Raw genomic sequence first — 19,159 nt, 5'->3', positions numbered from 1 at the left:
GAAATGCCAATAGCTTAATTTTTAGCAATGACAGTTCTATTACAAACACTCAAATATCTTTATAAAAATAATAACTTACATATGTATAGAAATATAAAAAGGCTATATCAACATAAAGTTTAATTGATCATCTGTTTCAGAAAATTCGAATGAATATAATTTCCCAAGCTCTGCTGGCATTTTTAGCAAATCATCTAAAGGTTGTTGCTTAGCTAAACAAGCTAATAGCTTAATCACACCACCGTGGGTAACAACCAATGCATGTTGCCAGTTTTGGTTTTGCATCTGTACAAGTAGTTCCTGAAAACCTTTAAGAACCCTTGTTTGAAACTGCATTAATGTTTCTGCGCGTGGTGGACAATATTGGCTCGGTTTTTGCCAAAAATTTGCCAGTAATTCTGGTGAAGTTTCATAAATCTTCTGAGTTGAGACGCCTTCCCACTCACCAAAATACATTTCTTTTAAGTCATGGCTTAAAAGTAAAGGTAGCTGAGTTATCTTTGCAAGTTTCTCAGCAAAACAAGCACAACGTTTTAATGAGGAACTTACAATGACATCCCATGACTGATTTGTAACTTGCTCAATGGTTGACTGCATTTGCTGCCAACCTTTTTCCGTTAACTCATCATCCAAATGCCCACGTAAAGTATGGCTATATTGACTCTCACCATGTCTGAGCAAATCAATTCTGAATTTACCCAATTTTATCTCCGCTTACGGCAGCTTGAGCAAAGGTAGCCATTTGGTTGTGTAACACACATGCCATTTTAACTAATGACAAAGCAGTACCTGCCCCACTCCCTTCACCTAACCGCAAATTCATTTTTAAAATCGGGTCAGCATTGAGTTCTTGTAAAATACGTTGGTGGCCATATTCTGCCGATTGATGGCCAAATAACATCCAGTCACGTACTTTAGGATTCATTCGTATCGCGCATAAAGCAGCGACCGAACTAATAAAGCCATCCACAATGATAGGTAAGCCAATCTGCGCACATCGAATATAAGCACCTACAATTGCCGCAATTTCCAATCCACCAACTGCACACAATGTTTTGAACGCATCACCAGTAACATGTTTATGATGAAGCTCGATTGCTTGTTCAATTACTTCAATTTTATGTCTTAACTGATCGGCACCAATTCCTGTACCCACTCCAGTTAATTGCTCAGCAGTATCATTTAATAAAAGACATGCTAAGGCAGAAGCAGAACAGGTATTTCCAATTCCCATTTCACCAGCAATATAAATATCTGCGCCGTCGGCTTTAGCTGTATCTACACTCTTTTTTCCCAACTCTAAAGCAGCACGACATTCATCAGCATTCATTGCTGCTTGTTTGGCAAAATTTGCTGTGCCAGCACGAACACAATGACGCTCAACACCTGCGTATTCGTAAACTTCGCCCACTGTGCCACAGTCAATCACTTGCAAATGAGCTTGATGATATTTGGCAATTACACTAATTGCTGCGCCACCAGTCGTGAAGTTTTGCAGCATTTGACGAGTGACGGCTTGAGGATATGCAGAAATATTTTCTTCAACCACGCCATGATCGCCCGCAAAAATGGTGATCCATGGATGATTAATTTGTGGATGTGCATTTGACTGCAAACTGGCAAGCTTAATTGCTATTAGTTCTAAATCACCTAAAGCACCAGTAGGTTTAGTGAGTTGGAGTTGGTGTTGCTCAGCTTGTTGTTTTGTGTCCACATTAGGTTGCTGTACAGATTCTAACCACCAGTTCATTTTACTTCTCACCTTTTAAAATCATTGGAAAACCAGCCACACAAAACACAACCTTATCTGCAATTTGCCCTAGAGCTTGATGTAGTCTGCCTGCTTCATCGACAAACCGTCGACTGATCTCACCGAGTGGCACAACACCTAAACCCGTTTCATTACTTACTACAATAATTTCTGACTCAAGCGTAGGTAAAACTTTTAACAGCTGCTCACACTCAAATTGTTGAATACTTTGATCATCTAAAACTAACAAATTGGTTAGCCAAAGTGTTAAACAATCCACCAAAATAATTTGATTAGGTCGATCAATTTTCTGCAAAGTTTTTGCTAACAATAAGGGTTCTTCAACCAAAGACCAGTGAGCAGGACGCTGATTTTGATGATGTTCAATTCGACTTTGCATTTCTGGGTCAAGCGCTTGCGCCGTAGCAACATAAGTCACCGCTAATTGCATATTTATTGCTGTTTGTTCAGCCAGTCGGCTTTTGCCAGAACGGGCTCCACCCAAAATCAGTTGCAACATGAATCACCTAAGAACAAATGCTGAGACGGATATAACTTACCTTGTAAAGTTTGAGCTTGATAACAACCAAACGTTAAATGCTCGACTTTAAGGTCAAATTCAACGTGTTTGTATTGTACAGGTAATTGGGAAATTTTATGTAAAATCAAATCACTACTATAGTCTTTTTTATACAACCCCAATGTAATATGCGGACAATATTTTAAAGCGGCAATTTCATGAGAAATTAAACCTAACTTTTGGCGTATTTGAGGTAAGATATTCTCTGTATCTTGGATTTCTACAAATAAAGCACTACTAAAACTATCGACTAAACCAATTTTTAAATGAAACGGGGCAAAATCTTCTTTTCTTAAAATTTCCCTTTGCTGCTCCAACTCACTCAAACTAAAGTCATCACTATACATTCTAGTTTCGTGGGTTAAAAATCCACATATAAACAGCGTGATATGATATTGACGGCTATTGGGTTCTAATAAGAATTCTGAGAAATGCGCGCGCAAGGCATCTAAATAATCAACTATTTTTTGATCATTAATTTCTAAATACCATAAAGCATAATTTTGGCGCCCAAGATGCCATTCGGGATAATCCCGTATAGATGTTGGCACCATGAACGTCGAAGGTTTTAGCAGCACAGCTTTAATTCAAAATCATTCAATTTCCGTATTAAAGCATGTTTGCCTTTCAGTTGTAGAATATTAATTATTTAAACGAACTTAAGCATACTGAGTACGCGTACTTTTGGAGTTGGTAATATTCATGTTTAAAGGCTGTTTGCCTTGTTCAGAAAATAAATATTGAACTAATTGCGTTAACTCAACTTCAAGTTGTCTTTTTTGGGAAGTACTCATATCCAATTTCTGAATTTGCTGTTGTAAATGTTTAATCGCATCAGCCTCTTCAATTTCTAAATATTGAATTGCATAGGCATACCCTAGCGCAGCGCCTTTTAATAGGTTTTTATAAGGCAAATCATGACCTATATTCACTTCAATTGATGCAATTACTCTTTCATTATGAGTTAATTTGCGAAGTGGATCTCTTGCCACACGCTGACACGGATCTTTAAAAGCATATTCACATGAGTCTAGAAAGCTCTGTGCCATGCGATCCAAATCTTTTGCATAGTTAGGTAATACAATTGCAAGCCCTTGCTTTACTTCTCTAATTAAGTTTTCTGCAAATGCTTTAACTGAATGATCACCCATGGCAACACCAATAGATTCATATCCTAGTAAAGATGCGTACCAAGCAAGCATGGCATGCACGCCGTTCCATAAACGGTTTTTGATTAATTGAATGTCTGTAATCTGATTAACTAAGACAACTTGACGTAACTTTTCGAGTAAAGGACTACCCTTTTCTACATAAATTGGCATATCCGTTTCACTATGAAACAGAATTAGATCCATGCTTTGTAATATATGACCAGGCTGGAAATTACGACGCATGTTATCAACATATAAAGATGCCTGATTTTGCTGGTCTTGGGTCAGTTTATTACAATCTTCAATTTCAACATGTTCTTCATGCTCCGCATCAGATAAATGCTGTTCAAGAAAGTGATGCTTAATACGAAGTTGACGATATAAATTCTGATTAGATAGCTTTGAAACCATGCGGTTTACAACGGTGTCGCAAAAATAATGTTCTTTTAAAATATGCTCGGTTACATCTTCATCATTGGTCAACTCTAATAGAGCTTCTCTAAGATGCTTCATAACCAAATATTTCGCACCAACTTTATTTAAAATAATTAGAAAAGTTAACGGTTCAATACATGTTTCAAGTGACGAGTTAAAACGCGCATATAATCCTTTTGCAATTATTTTTGATTCAGCTTCAATCGCTTGCTCAGGTAAACAAAGTGCAATCAAACTGGAATGAGTATACATCTCTAACATTTGTTGTTCATTTTCAGAATCAACAATGGTCATATTCTCAATACGTTCATCATAAGAAAATTGCCCATAGCGAATACTATAAGTTCCAAATGCATTCACAGCTTCTCGAAAAAGACTATTTCGTGTAGAAGCAATAATTCTCTTTGGTTTTGTGTATCCATCCCAATGTGACAAGATTTGCGCTATATACCCCCCACCGATAGCACCAAAACCGTGTATCCCAACTGTCAGTTGATTCAAGCTTTGTGGAAAAGGTTCCTGTATCTCAGGCATATCCATAACAGGAATAAATTGGTCGAGATCTGTTAAGAAGTCATACATCTGATCATAATAAAAATGCACTTTTTCCAGCATTTCATCATTTGGCTCTTTAATATCTTTTAATAAAATTGTTAAACCTTTTGAAGTGTGAGCCGAGGTTAAACCATTTTCAGAATCTTCAAACATAAGACACTGATTAGCGTCTAAGTGAAGTTGACTAGCAGCTTTTAAAAAGATTTCTGGATGCGGCTTTCCTTGCTCTACTTCATCACCACAGGTAATCACATCAAAAAATTTATAAACATTGGCATTAATCAAATATTCTTCAGCAATTGCCCTACGGCTTGAAGTCGCAACAGCCATTCTTAAGCCAGATTTTCGTAAACGTTCTAAAACTTGAACTAAACCTTTTTTAATCGGTACGCCGTGTTTTCGAATATATTCGAGTTCCATCTCATCAGCTTTTTTTCGAATTTCTTTATAGGGAACATTTACGCCATATAAACGTTGAGCCAATTGCTCAGCAGTAGTTGCACTTAAACCTAAACATTGCATTAAATATTCGTGAGAAAATTCCTGTCCAATGAGTTCTTGAGATGCTTGTTGCAATGTTTGAAATCGCAACCTCTCAGTATCAAACATTGTCCCATCCATATCAAAAATTGCTCCATGAACAGGTTTTCCATGAAAAATAAGCACGCTTTTTCCTCTTTTTTGATCATGTTTTATTCAGGGTATACAAAAATTGGTTAAAAAGGCGGGATATTAATAAATGAAACATTAGTGGTCATTTTTTAATCAAAAATATAAGAGATCTGTTACTGATTAGCGTTAATACTCTAAAAAGGTTGAACAATATAAATAAGTATGAAGCTAACTGTAGATGCAAGAACGGCAAGCCATCCTCGCTTGCCGCTCTTGGTTTATTCTTTTTGTTGCGCTGATAGTATTTATTTTTCTTAGTTCCGTTTACCGCTACTTGAACCCGCATATTTTTATAATGTCTCGCAGGTGTCACATACCAGAAATCAACTCACCTTTCTCTATTCTTATTGTTGGTGCTTCTGGTATAACTCTAAAATTCATAAGAAAATTAGCATGAACGAATAGAATATAAGATTGATATTACGACCAATGTCTTTGCTCCTTATTAGAAATGGCTATATCGCTACTATTAATAATGATAATCATTTTCATTTGATAGTTCAAGCTTTTTCTTCGTTATTTGTGCTTCTCTCCTTTTTGAAAAAAGATCTGCAACAAGTAATAGCCCTCAATAAAGTATTTTCTAAATGTAGTTAGAAAACGATTAATTCTTAAGCTACACTTCTAAACCATTATTATTGATCAAGTACATCAACAAATTGGGCATTTAAAAGCTGAGCTAAATCTTTTGGATTTAAACCAATATCAAGCCCTCTTTTTCCACCACTTACATAAATTTTGTTAAAGTTTTGAGCTGATGCATCAATGACAGTTTTTAATCGTTTCTTTTGGCCTAAAGGACTAATCCCACCTACTAAATATCCTGTTAAACGTTCGGCATCTTTAGGATTAGCCATCTGTAATTTTTTACATCCAAACGCCGTAGCTACTTTTTTTAAATTTAATTGATGATTAACTGGTAAGACAGCAACGAAATAATTTTTATCGTCACTTACCATTAGAGTTTTAAATACTTTGTTTACATCTAAATCTAATTTTTCGGCTGCTTCTAATCCAAAACTTTTGGCATTTGAATCATGTTCATATTCATGAATAGAAAATTCGATTTTATTACTTTTTAACAATCTACATGCAGGAGTCATGGTATATGGTGTTATAGATAAAATTATTTCGATTATAGTTTTTTTAGAAAAAATTTAAAATTTACTTAGGCTATTTACAAGAGTTACATAAAAATTCAAACAGCAACTGAAGAAAAAATAATCTCGACTTGATATTCGTTGCTCGACTCCATATATTTTATTTAGATTTGAAGTCTGAGCTGACAATTTTATGAGTTATAAACACAACAATCTGATGGCAATGCGTCACCGTTTTTGGGATGAATCATCAGATTCTGTATTAAATGAAAAGCAATTTTTGCAGCAGACGTTAATTGAACAAGGTATTTTTAATAATGCAACCTTTGATGATGTTAAGTACTTCTTTTATACCCTTCCTAGCATCATTATTGTAAAAGCTCATGCACTTGGTTTTATGCATGATTCAGTCAAACAAATGTTATTGCAACATATTCAGACCAATCGCCTGCATTTGATGCAGAAATCTGAATTAAAGATTCAATTTAAAATGTAATCCATTTTGTTATCAAAGATCTGTTTTATCTTAGTTTTACTTATCTGAATTGTTTTAATTTCTTAAATTTTTAAATTGCTTAGGCTATTTAAGGATTAATGGAAGAAAGATGACCATATCGGCCTATCATTCAGTCTGAGAGAACTATTTTAATACGCTCAAAACATGTAATATTCGTTACAATTTTAGATCACCAGCGTTTGGCTGCATGATGCGCATAGGATTCTATTTTCATGTCAAATCAGAAAGATAAGCTTAAGAGTTTAAAAACTTCTTCCATGGATCGACGCTTATCAATCGCGAAAGCTTCTTTACTTGCAGGAACGCGTTGGGCAACTGCAAGTGCTTCTTCTTTATTTTCTAATGAAGAAGAAAAAGAAAAGAAACGCAAAAAAGCGATGAGCGAACAAGCTAACTATCTGGTTTCTGAAATAGGTAAACTTAAGGGTTCTATTGTTAAAATTGGTCAAATGATGGCTCTTTATGGTGAACACTTTTTACCAGAAGAGATTACTCAAGCTTTAAATACCCTAAATAACCAAACTGTTGCCTTAGATTGGCCTGCAATTAAGCCACATCTACAGGAGCAATTGGGCGCGAAGTTAAATGATTTAACGATTGATCATGAACCAATTGGTACTGCCTCTCTCGCACAAGTACATCGTGCAACCCGCAAATCAGACGGCTTAGAATTAGTCTTAAAAATCCAATATCCTGGCGTTGCAAATGCAATTGACTCAGATATGAGCTTGTTTAAAAACATGCTTAAACTGACACGTATGGTGCCTCAAACCCGTGAATTTGATCAGTGGTTTGATGAAGTACGTGAAATGATGCATCGCGAAGTTGACTACGATGTTGAAGCTGCCACTACCCGTCGCTTCGGTGAACGCTTAAAAGATGACGAGCGTTATATTGTTCCGACAATTGTAGATGAATACTGTACCAATCAAGTACTTTGCATGACTTTTGAACGTGGTGTTCCAATCAATAGCCCTGTGATGTTGTCTTTGCCTCAAGAGCGTCGTAATCAGCTCGGCGAAGCTTCACTTGAAATTGCAGTTCGTGAAATTTTTGAATGGGGTGAAATGCAGACTGACCCTAACTTTGGTAATTACCTTGTTCGTTTGGGTAATGGCCAAGACGTTCAGGACAAAATTGTGTTATTAGATTTTGGTGCTATCCGTCAGTTTGATGAACATTTGTTAGCAGTTGCACGTCAACTCATTCAGGCAGGTTATCAGCATGATAAAAATGCGATGGTGGAAGCCATGACTGGATATGAATTTTTTGATGCAATGCCTGAAAGTATTAAACCAGGCATGGCCGATGTCTTTTTAATCGCGACAGAAGCATTTAGTACCCCTGCAAATAATCCAGATATGCCTGCTGGCCTTATGGATGAACATGAACGTTATGACTGGAAGAAAAGCCAGTTACATAGCCGTGTTATGCAGCAAGCAAGTAAATCAATGGCATCACGTTATTTCTCGATTCCTCCAAAAGAATTTATGTTTATTAGCCGTAAGTTTATTGGGGCCTATACGTTTATGACAGTTATTGATGCAAAAACAAATGTGCGACGTATGATTCGTAACTTTGCTTAATTTAATAAAGGACTAGAATGATTCCATGTCATTCTAGTCAATACCTCTCAACCCACCCAACAATTAAATAATTTTAAATAAATAAAATCAAACACTTATAATTTTATTATTTTCTATTTGCCATTTATCTACTCATTTTTTGAATGTCAGTAACGACATAGTTTTTTAATATGAGGCGTGTCAGCATAAAACAATAACAACGTGTTAGGACACCATAATTATGACAAGTATGATCAATAAAGCTCAGGGTTTGGGTTTATCGCTGATCACCAGATTGGCTGGAAGCGATGTACTTGATCAACTCAAGTTGCGTAAATTTGTTGAAAAATCTCTTTATCAAGGTTCAAAAGCTGGTTTTAAAGCATTAAGCCAGACTCAAAAAGCATTTAAACCAAAACAGATCTCCCAACAGCGATTACCTCGCCAACAAAAAAATCTATTTGATTTAAGTCTAACCGAAGAACAACAAATGACTTCTGAGGCAATGTCTCAATTTGCTCAAGAAGTCTTATTGGGGTTGGCTCATGATGCTGATCAGGCAGCTCAGTTTCCTGAAAGTCTTTGGCAATATGTTGAGGATCTAGGTCTTAACTACTATGCACTCCCAGAGGCATTAGGTGGTGTCGCGGCCGAACAAAATATTGTAAGTAATCTATTAATAGCTGAAAAACTCGCTGAAGGTGATTTTAGCCTTACAGCAGGATTACTCAGTACATTTAGCGTCATTAATGCAATTACACGTTGGGGTTCTACTGAAGTTCAGTCAATGTACCTACCATGTTTTGCAGAAGACTCAGACATTACAGCAACCTTTGCAGTTCAAGAGGCAACTCCAGCATTTAATCCTTATGCTTTAAAAACAAAAGCATCACTTGAAAATGATCAGTTTTTTATTGATGGTGAAAAAACATTAGTAATTTTAGGTGATTTAGCTGACGTATTTTTAGTAAGTGCAGACTTTAACGGCAAGCCAGACGTATTTGCCGTGCAATGCGGTGACACAATTTCAATTAAAAACACTCCGGCCATGGGTCTTAAAGCCACAGAAACTGCAACTCTTCGCTTTAATCACACTCCTGCTCTACGCTTAGGTGCAACAGACTTTGATTACACTGCTTTTTTAGATTTGGGTAACTTAATGTGGTGTGCAATGGCCGTAGGTACATGTGAAGCTGTTAAAGCTTATTGTATTAAATATGCCAATGAACGAACTGCATTCGGTGAACCAATTTCTCATCGCCAAAGTGTAGCTTTCATGATTGCAGATATGGCAATCGAAATTGATGCAATGCGTATGTTGATTTTAAATGCGGCAAGTCTTGCAGAGTCAGGCAAGCCATTTCACCGCGAAGCTTATCTAGCCCAACTACTTTGTGCTGAAAAATCCATGAAAATCGGTACAGATGGAGTGCAAATTCTTGGTGGACATGGTTTCACAAAAGAACATCCTGTTGAACGCTGGTACCGTGATCTACGCGCTACTGCAATTTTACAATCTGGCTTACATGCTTAAATGATCAATCAGAGGATACTTTAATGAATTTACAAAATCCTAAAAAATTCAAGATGATGATTGATCAAGCACATGATGTTGCGATCAATGTTTTACGTCCTATTTCTCGTAAATATGATAAAGCTGAGCATGCGTATCCCAAAGAGCTCGATATGCTCGCTTCTCTGATTGATGGCATGAATGAAGGTGGCGAAGGTATTAATGCTGGAGCAGCAGGTGCTGGAAAGCGCGGTGATACAGACAATGAAGGTGTTCGTAACGGAACCAACATGTCGACCGCTCTTGGAATTATTGAGATGTGTTATGGCGATACTGGCTTATTACTGAGTATGCCACGTCAGGGGCTTGGGAACTCAGCAATTGCTGCTGTCGCAAATGATGAGCAATTAGAACGGTTCAACGGAACATGGGCAGCAATGGCCATTACTGAGCCAGGATGCGGTTCTGACTCTGCTGCGATCCGCACCACTGCAACCAAAGATGGCAATGACTATATTTTAAATGGTGAAAAGATTTTTGTGACCTCTGGCGAACGTGCAGATTCTGTCGTCGTTTGGGCCACGCTTGATCGCAAACTTGGACGTGCAGCGATTAAATCATTTGTGGTACCAAAAGGTACGCCAGGAATGAGAGTTGAACGCCTCGAACATAAATTAGGAATTAAGGCTTCAGATACGGCAGTGATTAGTTTTATTGATTGCCGCGTACCAGCCGAAAACCTTTTAGGTAATGCCGAAGTAGACGTCGCTAAAGGTTTTGCTGGAGTAATGGAAACTTTTGATAATACTCGGCCTTTAGTTGCAGCAATGGCAATCGGTTGTGCTAAAGCTTCACTAGAACGTATTAAAGAGATTTTTAAAGATCAACTCGATCCTGATTACTCTACCCCCTACCTACATACTTCTAACCTTGCAGCACAAATCTACCGTATGGAAGCTGAGTGGGAAGCTGCTCGCCTACTTATGTTAAAAGCCACGTGGATGGCAGATAACAAAAAACCAAACTCTAAGGAAGCTTCTATTGCAAAAGCCAAAGCAGGTCGTGTGGGTAATGAGATCACTTTAAAATGTGTCGAATTGGCAGCAAGTGTTGGCTATAACGAAGATGAGTTACTGGAAAAATGGGCACGTGATTCGAAAATTCTTGATATTTTTGAAGGTACTCAGCAAATCCAGCAATTGATCATTGCCCGCAGAGAACTGGGTAAATCTTCTAGCGAACTAAAATAATAATTAAGGGAAATTTTCCCTTCTTTTATTAGCTGTTTATGTAAAAACTTAAAAGCCCTCTAGCGATTAAACTAGAGGGCTTCGTATTTCAGGAATTTACATTTTTATTTATTCGGCAGTTGTGCTGTCTAACGCTTTATCAACTACACCAAATTTCTTAAAGATTTTTGCACGTCTTTTTGACGAAATATTTGCTTTATTTAAATCACCTTTATAATGATCAAAAACTCGCTTATCCATTATTTTAAACCACAATGAAGGGATTAATGCCGGTAATAACATACTTGCATAACCGCTTGGTAGCTCAGGTGCCTCGTCAAAATGACGTAATGCTTGGAATGGACGAGTCGGATACGCATGATGGTCTGAATGACGCTGCAACTGGTACAAGAACAAGTTTGTTACTACGTTATTGTTGTTCCAGCTATGCTCTGGCATTGTACGTTCATATTGACCATTTTCTTTTTTCTGACGTAATAAACCATAATGCTCAATATAGTTAATAATTTCAAAAAGACTAATGCCATAAAATGCTTGTGTTGCTAAATATGGAATTGTGCTTTTGCCAAATATTCCAACCATAGAACCATGAAAAGCAGCAGTCATTCCCCAGCCTTGTAATAGCTCATTATCTGAAGACCAGAATTCTTTACCTTTACGTTTTAAACGATTTTTTTCAATTTCTATTGCAGACTTAAAAGAACCAACAACAGTACGTGGCCAGAACTCATAGAATGTTTCACCCATACGAGATGAAGCTGGATCTTCTGGTGTTGCTGCACGCTTATGATGACCGTAAGGATGCTCAATACGGAAATGATTATAGCCAGTTGGAACTAAAGCAAGATGAGACAAAATATGGTCTATACGATCATGCTTATGACTTAACTCATGGGCTGTATTAATCGCAATACCATTGATTGCACCCATTGAAATACCAAGTAAAATCTTATCAATAAAAGATGTTGTTTTACGACTTGTTAAATAACATGCATAAACATTTGCAGCATACTGTAGAGGAATAAAGCTCTTCACAAGACGTGAATAATATGGATCTTTTTCTAAAAGCTTAATTTCTTCATCTGTCGGATTTCGAGCATCTTTCCCAATAATAGTATCAATTGCAGGAATCACGACATGTAATAAAAGTGGACCACCTAATGCGAAGACTTTCTTCAAAGGACGTGGACCAAACTGATAACCAGCTAAAATACCCAAACCGATAGCAGGTAAAGCAGGACTAATCATCCATAAAAAGCGTTTGCGATCTATTTCACGCATAGACGCAGGCACTGGCATAAGTTCTTGCTGAACATTTACTGGTGCATTCATAGCTATATTTCCTTTTTCTATATGTCTATATAGTTAAAGAAATAGTGTTTAGTTAACAGTAGTAACCGTCCAAAAAACCTATGTTAAAGTCTTTGGCATTTTCTTCCACTTTTCTGTCCTAAAAACACATGTTGATCTATTCTTATAGCTCACTATAATTTTATTAAAATAATGATTGATCATTTAAATATGGATGCACTAAGTAAATTTTTTGATGATATTCACCTGAATAAGTCTGAATACATCTATTTAAAAGCGCAAGGAGAATGGGCTTTTAAAACACAAGATCAATCTGCTTTACTTGCTTATATTGTTTTAACTGGTTCTGTATATATTCAACTTAACACTTCAGAAAAAATAACTGCGACTGCTGGCGATATTATTTTGATTCCTTCGGGGAAAGCACATAGTGCGACTGACTCAAAATCAACAGCGAGTAAGTTGGTAGATTCTTTAGATATAACGTCACTTTTTAATGGTCATAGACAAGATGCCATCGAATTTGGTACTTCATCTCCAAATAATACATTATTGCTATCTTTACGCTGCCAAATCGATACTCATATGGCTGGGCCACTCATTAATGCCCTCCCGTCCATCATGCATATTCAGCATGAAAATCAAACCACTCCACCCGAATGGCTACAAATTGGGCTTTATTTTCTAGCAATTGAAACTCAAAAAATCAGGCCAGGTCACGACAAAATTATTGATCATCTAGTCAGTATTTTGCTCATTGAATGCATTCGTGATCATATTCAACAAATGACAGATCAACAAAACTGGTTAAGTGCTTTAACTCATCCTGAACTAAGCAATGCACTATCTGCTATTCATAGCCAGCCAGAAGTTACATGGACAGTTGAATCTTTAGCTGAACAATGTTGTATGTCACGTTCTAAATTTGCAAATTTGTTTAGCAGTATTATTGGTGAACCACCTCTAACTTATTTACAGCATTATCGTTTCCGTTTAGCCAGTCAGTATTTACGCACAAGTAATTTATCAATTCAGCAAATATCAAATAAGGTTGGCTATTCATCCGAAACCGCATTTAGTCAGGCATTTAAGCGAATTTTTGATTTATCTCCTAAACAATATAGACAGCAATATATTGGGCACAGCTTAGATTAACTGCCAATAAAAAAAGCGCCGAGGCGCTTTTTTTATTGAATCAAATTATTATTTAATTTTCGCATGTGATTTTAAATATTGACTGTAATCTTCCAATATTTGTTGACCACGTGACTGACGATAAAGTTGCTTTAACTGCTGTAACTGATCAGCAGGTATAGCATTCGCAGCCGATGAATTTACATTTGAAACTGCAACAACAACTAGCTCATTTGGTAAATTTGCTGTCGTAACAGACCACATACCTGGCTTAGGTGTAGCTGCACTAAATGCTGCACGCTCAATTTCACGCTTTAATCCTTGTGAACGACTAAATACGCCAGCCGATTCAAATGCTACTTTATTCTTAGCAACTACTTGATCTGCCGGTTGAGTTTTAAATTCAGCTAGCATTGTAGCAATTTTAGCTTGAACAGCTTTACGTGCTTTTTCGTCGATAACTTTTGCTTTCGCTTCATTCATCGCCTGTGCTAAAGGTTTTACACCAGCAGCATGATAATCACGTACTTTAACCCATACCGTATCACCATTCGCTAACTGAATATTAGATGATGCATTACGGTCACCATTTTTCACGTCATCATTAAACAATTTAATTTTAACGTTTGGATCACTTAAATATGGATTTTGTGTAGCTAAAGTTACGCCATTTAATGATTCAACTTTTGTACCTTTTACTTCTTGTACAACTGCTTCTAAAGAATCATTACCAACAATCGTTTCATTTAAACTGTTTACAGTATCTGAATAAACAGTCGCAACTTTATTCTTTTCAACCTCAGCAGTTAAACGCGCCTTCTCAGCTTCGAATGAAGGGATTTGATTAGCTTGAGTTTCTGCCTCAATAATATGATAGCCATATTGAGTTTTTACTGGTTGAGAAATCTGTCCATTTTTCAAGCTCACTACAGTTTTATCAAATGCATCGGAAAAAACCCCTGGTGCATATGCTTCAACTAAACCACCTTTTGCTTTCGAACTTGGATCTTCAGAGAACTGAGATGCAGCTTGTGCAAATGTAAGACCGCCTTGAATTTTCGCATATACTTCTTTAGCAAGTTTTTGAGCTGCTGCATCATCACGAGCATCTGTAGTAATTAAAATATGCTTCACAGTACGTTTAGAATCTTTTTTCTGAGTTTCAACAAACTTGCTATACGCTTGTTGAAGTTCAGCTTCAGTTGCAGGAGCTGGTTTAGCCATTAGTGATGGCGACACAACCACATAATCCACATCAACAGAAGATTGTTGTTTAAACTCATTTTGGTGTTTGTTGTAATAATCTGTAGCTTCTTGATTAGAGGCAGTTAAACCAATTTTATAACCATCTAATTTAATACTAGCCAAATGTAATGTACGTTGTTCAGTTTGCAAATTCGCAATTTGCATTAAATCAACTTTACTTACTAAAGAGTAATCAGAAAAAGTTGACGTTAGCATTTTTAAAGCATGATCTTGACGAAGACTAGCAATTAAGCCCTGACTTGTCATACCAATAGAACGTAAGTAATTTTCATAGAGTTTTTGCGAGAACTGTCCATTCTCTTGCAAACTAGGCTGTTGAGCTAACATTTGCTCAATTTGAGTATCACTAAGTGAGATACCTAATTTTTCAGCTTGTTGAATTAGTAAATTACGCGACACTAAAATATCGAGTGCCTTAGCCTGAATAACAGGCAAATTAAGTAGACTCTCATCGCCTTTAACAGCAGCTAAATATTGTTCTTTGTAAGACTGAGTTAAAGTTTCAAGGTCTTTTTTAGATATTTCTTGGCCATTTACTGTTTTTGCAACATCAGCCTTGTTTCCCCTATTAAAATATCCTTCAATACCTACAAGTGCTAAAGGGGTCAAAAACAAAATTAGAAGGACTTTGCCGAGCCAACCCTTAATGACTGTACGAAACGATTCCATAAGTATTCCAATATTTTATTTCGAGGAGAATTTTAACTGAAAAACCACAATCAATGAATGAGCAATATTGGTCAATTCAGATTTTTAATAAAAAACGCGCCTATATTGGCGCGTTTAATCATCTTAAAAGATTAAGCTACTGAATCTTTAAGACCTTTACCAGCTTTGAAGCTAGGTACTTTTGTTGCTTTAATTTGAAGCTCTTCACCAGTTTTAGGGTTACGACCAGTGCGTGCAGCACGTTCTTTAACACTGAAAGTACCAAAACCAACTAAAGTTACTGTGTCACCTTTTTTAAGTGCTTCAGTAATTGACGCAATTGTCGCATCGAGTGCCTTGCCTGCATCAGTCTTAGATACTCCCCCTTTTTCAGCAATTGCATCGATTAATTCTGATTTATTCATGAATAAAACATCCTCTTAATATCGTTTGTTTAAGGTCCAAGGCTATAGTTTAAAAGGCCATGACGCCTTTATAGCAATGCTTTGGGGGAAAACGCAATACTAGAGCAGGGCTTTTAGCGAAAATAAATGCTAAAAAACTGTTATATATTTGCTAAATCCCAACATTTTTTACTTTTTATTCAATTTTTCTTTCAATTGCTGGTTTTCTTCTATTAAAGCATCCACCTTAATATGAAGCTGTACCAAGAGCTGTTCAATGTGCTGTAAATCCTTCGGAGTGACCAATCCAATCCGGTTTAAAGAATGGTTCACACTGGTATCAAGAATTTTCTCTACTTTATCTTTTGTTTCAGATACAGATTCTTTTGCTTTTTCTGTAACTTTGCCTACAGTGTTATCTGCTAAGTCTCCAGTTTTTGACTCTAGTTCTTCACCAACTTTGACTAAAGAATCAAAGAGTTTGTTGCCCTCTTCTTCTGCGCGTGAAAAAGCTCCTAGTCCAGCTAGCCAAATTTGCTTGGTATACTTTCTAAAATCCAAAGCTGACTTTCTTGAACCTCTTGATTTTAATTTATTTTTTTCTTCTGACTCTTCTGTCTGCGTATCTATATTTGCATTATCCATTAATCTAAACTCCTAATCAGATGAGAGAGATGATGACTGATTTGACCACAAAATATTTCTATAATATCAAAGTAAAGACTTGATCCATTTACAAAACTGTTCTACAAAGCAATTAAGTCATGTAAATATATTTAACACGACATTGTGTTAAGTTTGGGATAGGATGTTCCATTCTTCGGTTAACTGCTATTTGTAAGGATAAACTTTTATGAGTGAAACGCAACAAAGACAAAAACATCCCCGTCTGTTGCTGAATATCGTTCTAATTATTTTAGAAACTTTCTTTTCATTTATTCTCACCCACGATGGTGTTCTTCGCTTGCAAGCGAAAAAGTTTATTTCAAACAAAACGACTATTCGTATCAATAGCTACCTACCTTTTTTTGACTTTTATGTTCAATTTACAGAAAAGGGTTTGTTGTTCGATATCCATTCTTTTGACCGACGTATTGATCTTGAAATCAATAGTACACTTATCGATTTAATTAAGATTTTCGCTTTTTCAAACCAGCGCAGTCTTAAAAATATGCGCATTGATGGTAATGAAGAAACTAAAAAAGAGTTATTAGACTTAATTTCACACCTTACTCTGCCTAAACTTTTAGCAGACTGGAAGCAATGGTTTAATACACCTGATGATGAAGCTGAAGCCCTTGCTTCACGCAAAAGAATTGCCCCATTGCTTGAAAAAATTGATCAACAACGATCAGAAATCAATTCACTTCATGTGGAAATTAAACAATATCAAAATCGAATTACTCGCTTACAGAAGCGTCAACGTAATATTAACTTCTCCTTTGGTATAATTAGCCTGATATTTATTGTTTATTTCATATATAATTTGTGGGTTGCTTAAATTATTTTTCCATTTTGTTCCTGCACTTGAATTAAAAATAAAAAAACTTGACTATTTTAGTCGGGATTCATAAAATCCTATTATCTAGTCTTAACATGTGTATCGAATCATGCGCCTTACAACTCGCGGTCGCTACGCAGTGACTGCTCTACTTGATTTAGCTTTGCAGCCAACTGAACAAACGATCACGCTCGCCGAAATTGCAGCTCGCCAATCCATTTCAGTTGCTTATTTAGAACAGTTATTCGCAAAACTTAAGCGTCATGGGTTAGTTTCTAGTGTTCGTGGTGCAAATGGTGGTTATCATTTGGCTCGAAATGCTGATGAAATTACTGTGTTAGAAATTATTGAAGCTGTAAATGAAACTGTTGATGCAACTCGTTGCGACCATAAAGGTAACTGCCAAAATGGTGCAATGTGTCTCACACACGATTTATGGCAAGAACTCTCTCATCATATTGCCGACTATTTAGCAAAAATCTCTCTTGCCGACCTCATTAGCCGAGACAACGTTCAAACTGTTGCATTACGCCAAAATGTGACTGGCATAGATTCAGCTCTTTTATCGGGTACAGGTATTTGATATGAAACGTCCAATTTATCTTGATTACGCAGCAACCACTCCAGTAGATCCACAAGTTGCAGAACGTATGATGGAGTGTTTAACTTTCGACGGTACCTTTGGTAATGCTGCATCTCGTTCCCACGCTTATGGCTGGCAGGCAGAAGAGAAAGTTGAATATGCACGTGAGCAAGTTGCAAATTTAATTAAAGCTGATCCACGTGAAATCGTTTGGACTTCTGGTGCAACTGAATCAGATAACCTTGCTCTAAAAGGTGTAGCGCAGTTTTATGCATCTAAAGGCAAGCATATCATTACAAGTAAAATTGAACACAAAGCTGTTCTAGATCCTTGTCGTGAATTAGAAGACCAAGGTTTTGAAATTACTTATTTAGAACCAGAACCACAAACTGGTTTAATTACCCCTGAAATGGTAAAAGCTGCCCTTCGTCCTGATACTGTTCTTGTTTCTCTTATGATGGTAAACAACGAAATCGGTACAGTTACAGATGTAGCAGCAATTGGTGAATTAACACGTGCCAATAAAACCTTCTTTCATGTAGATGCTGCTCAAGCTGCTGGTAAAGTTGAAATTGACCTATCTACTATGAAAATTGACCTAATGAGTTTCTCAGCTCATAAAATTTATGGTCCAAAAGGTATCGGTGCATTATATGTACGTCGTAGCCCACGTGTTCGTTTGAAAGCACAAATTCATGGCGGTGGTCATGAACGTGGTATGCGTTCTGGTACTTTAGCGACTCATCAAATTGTAGGTATGGGTGAAGCTTTTGAAATTGCTGGCAAAACAATGCAAGCAGAACAAGAGCGTATTCGCAAGCTTCGCGACAAGCTTTGGAATGGTTTACAAGATCTTGAACAAGTTTTCTTAAATGGCCATCCAACTCAAAACGTTGCTAACTATTTAAATGTCAGCTTTAACTTTGTTGAAGGTGAATCTTTAATGATGTCGCTCAAAGATGCAGCCGTATCAAGTGGTTCTGCTTGTACTTCTGCAACTTTAGAGCCTTCATACGTTCTTCGCGCATTAGGTTTATCTGATGAGCTAGCACACAGCTCTATTCGCTTCAGTTTTGGTAAATACACAACTGAAGAAGATATTGACCATGTGCTTACAATTACCAAAGCCGCTGTTGAGAAATTACGTGAACTTTCTCCGCTTTGGGATATGTACAAAGAAGGTATCGATCTTTCTACAGTTGAATGGGCTGAACACTAATTCAT

18 protein-coding genes are annotated in these 19,159 nt (G+C 36.7%); 8 read left to right on the top strand and 10 right to left on the bottom strand.

Going from position 1 to position 19,159, the window contains the following annotated elements; translation table 11 throughout:
• Positions 1-102 precede the first annotated feature (102 nt).
• From ACS125_RS12770 to ybaK, 6 genes are all read right to left on the bottom strand, one after another.
• On the bottom strand, positions 103-702 hold the full coding sequence (locus ACS125_RS12770; protein ID WP_443272474.1) for a histidine phosphatase family protein: 600 nt from the start codon (positions 700-702) through the stop codon (positions 103-105).
• Positions 695-1,750: a nicotinate-nucleotide--dimethylbenzimidazole phosphoribosyltransferase gene (gene cobT, locus ACS125_RS12765; protein WP_443272472.1), complete on the bottom strand. Its 1,056-nt coding sequence runs from the start codon at positions 1,748-1,750 to the stop codon at positions 695-697. Before cobT ends, ACS125_RS12770 begins: the two co-directional genes overlap by 8 nt.
• Before the next feature lies 1 nt (position 1,751).
• Positions 1,752-2,270: a bifunctional adenosylcobinamide kinase/adenosylcobinamide-phosphate guanylyltransferase gene (gene cobU / locus ACS125_RS12760; RefSeq protein WP_443272469.1), complete on the bottom strand. Its 519-nt coding sequence runs from the start codon at positions 2,268-2,270 to the stop codon at positions 1,752-1,754.
• Positions 2,258-2,884, bottom strand: coding sequence for a 2'-5' RNA ligase family protein (locus ACS125_RS12755; protein WP_443273973.1), 627 nt, complete (start codon positions 2,882-2,884; stop codon positions 2,258-2,260). Before ACS125_RS12755 ends, cobU begins: the two co-directional genes overlap by 13 nt.
• 105 nt (positions 2,885-2,989) lie before the next feature.
• Positions 2,990-5,137 carry a bifunctional mannitol-1-phosphate dehydrogenase/phosphatase gene (mtlD, locus tag ACS125_RS12750; protein ID WP_443272466.1) on the bottom strand — a complete coding sequence of 716 codons (2,148 nt, stop codon included), beginning with the start codon at positions 5,135-5,137 and terminating at the stop codon, positions 2,990-2,992.
• Between the two features lie 641 nt (positions 5,138-5,778).
• Positions 5,779-6,246 carry a Cys-tRNA(Pro) deacylase gene (gene ybaK / locus ACS125_RS12745; RefSeq protein WP_267530283.1) on the bottom strand — a complete coding sequence of 156 codons (468 nt, stop codon included), beginning with the start codon at positions 6,244-6,246 and terminating at the stop codon, positions 5,779-5,781.
• A gap of 190 nt (positions 6,247-6,436) precedes the next feature.
• On the opposite strand from ybaK, the gene ACS125_RS12740 reads away from it, so the two are divergent.
• The 4 genes from ACS125_RS12740 (at position 6,437) to ACS125_RS12725 (ending at position 11,088) form a co-directional block, all read left to right on the top strand.
• Entirely contained in the window at positions 6,437-6,739 is a 303-nt protein-coding gene (locus tag ACS125_RS12740; protein WP_440202552.1) for a hypothetical protein, read from the top strand.
• 233 nt (positions 6,740-6,972) lie between these two features.
• Positions 6,973-8,346 carry an ABC1 kinase family protein gene (locus ACS125_RS12735; RefSeq protein WP_004792624.1) on the top strand — a complete coding sequence of 458 codons (1,374 nt, stop codon included), beginning with the start codon at positions 6,973-6,975 and terminating at the stop codon, positions 8,344-8,346.
• 229 nt (positions 8,347-8,575) lie between these two features.
• A complete protein-coding gene (locus ACS125_RS12730; protein WP_171065167.1) occupies positions 8,576-9,859 on the top strand; it encodes an acyl-CoA dehydrogenase family protein in 1,284 nt (427 codons plus the stop codon).
• Positions 9,860-9,882: 23 nt separating this feature from the next.
• Positions 9,883-11,088 (top strand): acyl-CoA dehydrogenase family protein, encoded by a 1,206-nt coding sequence (locus tag ACS125_RS12725; protein WP_004792627.1) that lies wholly within the window; start codon positions 9,883-9,885, stop codon positions 11,086-11,088.
• 108 nt (positions 11,089-11,196) lie between these two features.
• On the opposite strand, the gene ACS125_RS12720 is transcribed toward ACS125_RS12725, so the two are convergent.
• Positions 11,197-12,420 carry an alkane 1-monooxygenase gene (locus ACS125_RS12720; protein WP_004792629.1) on the bottom strand — a complete coding sequence of 408 codons (1,224 nt, stop codon included), beginning with the start codon at positions 12,418-12,420 and terminating at the stop codon, positions 11,197-11,199.
• Positions 12,421-12,609: 189 nt separating this feature from the next.
• Here ACS125_RS12720 and ACS125_RS12715 point away from each other — a divergent pair, with 189 nt between their 5' ends.
• Positions 12,610-13,554, top strand: a complete 945-nt coding sequence (locus ACS125_RS12715; RefSeq protein WP_416202045.1) for an AraC family transcriptional regulator — start codon at positions 12,610-12,612, stop codon at positions 13,552-13,554.
• Positions 13,555-13,602: 48 nt separating this feature from the next.
• Here the strand turns inward: ACS125_RS12715 and ACS125_RS12710 are convergent, their stop codons facing one another.
• From ACS125_RS12710 to ACS125_RS12700, 3 genes are all read right to left on the bottom strand, one after another.
• On the bottom strand, positions 13,603-15,468 hold the full coding sequence (locus ACS125_RS12710) for a SurA N-terminal domain-containing protein (protein ID WP_443272461.1): 1,866 nt from the start codon (positions 15,466-15,468) through the stop codon (positions 13,603-13,605).
• 131 nt (positions 15,469-15,599) lie between these two features.
• The gene (locus ACS125_RS12705) at positions 15,600-15,872 is read right to left on the bottom strand and encodes an HU family DNA-binding protein (RefSeq protein ID WP_001043034.1); all 273 of its coding nucleotides are present in this window, start codon (positions 15,870-15,872) and stop codon (positions 15,600-15,602) included.
• A gap of 168 nt (positions 15,873-16,040) precedes the next feature.
• Positions 16,041-16,496: a phasin family protein gene (locus ACS125_RS12700; protein WP_004792635.1), complete on the bottom strand. Its 456-nt coding sequence runs from the start codon at positions 16,494-16,496 to the stop codon at positions 16,041-16,043.
• A gap of 208 nt (positions 16,497-16,704) precedes the next feature.
• On the opposite strand from ACS125_RS12700, the gene ACS125_RS12695 reads away from it, so the two are divergent.
• From ACS125_RS12695 to ACS125_RS12685, 3 genes are all read left to right on the top strand, one after another.
• Positions 16,705-17,352, top strand: a complete 648-nt coding sequence (locus ACS125_RS12695) for a hypothetical protein (RefSeq protein WP_443272457.1) — start codon at positions 16,705-16,707, stop codon at positions 17,350-17,352.
• Between the two features lie 109 nt (positions 17,353-17,461).
• Positions 17,462-17,935, top strand: a complete 474-nt coding sequence (locus tag ACS125_RS12690) for an Rrf2 family transcriptional regulator (RefSeq protein ID WP_004792640.1) — start codon at positions 17,462-17,464, stop codon at positions 17,933-17,935.
• A gap of 1 nt (position 17,936) precedes the next feature.
• Positions 17,937-19,154, top strand: a complete 1,218-nt coding sequence (locus ACS125_RS12685; RefSeq protein WP_004792644.1) for an IscS subfamily cysteine desulfurase — start codon at positions 17,937-17,939, stop codon at positions 19,152-19,154.
• The last annotated feature ends 5 nt before the right edge of the window (positions 19,155-19,159 follow it).

It is taken from the genome of Acinetobacter sp. PFS20, assembly GCF_052261015.1.
Classification (GTDB): domain Bacteria; phylum Pseudomonadota; class Gammaproteobacteria; order Pseudomonadales; family Moraxellaceae; genus Acinetobacter.
Note: the sequence above shows the minus strand (reverse complement) of the source record. Positions and strands in the feature narration are given on the sequence as shown.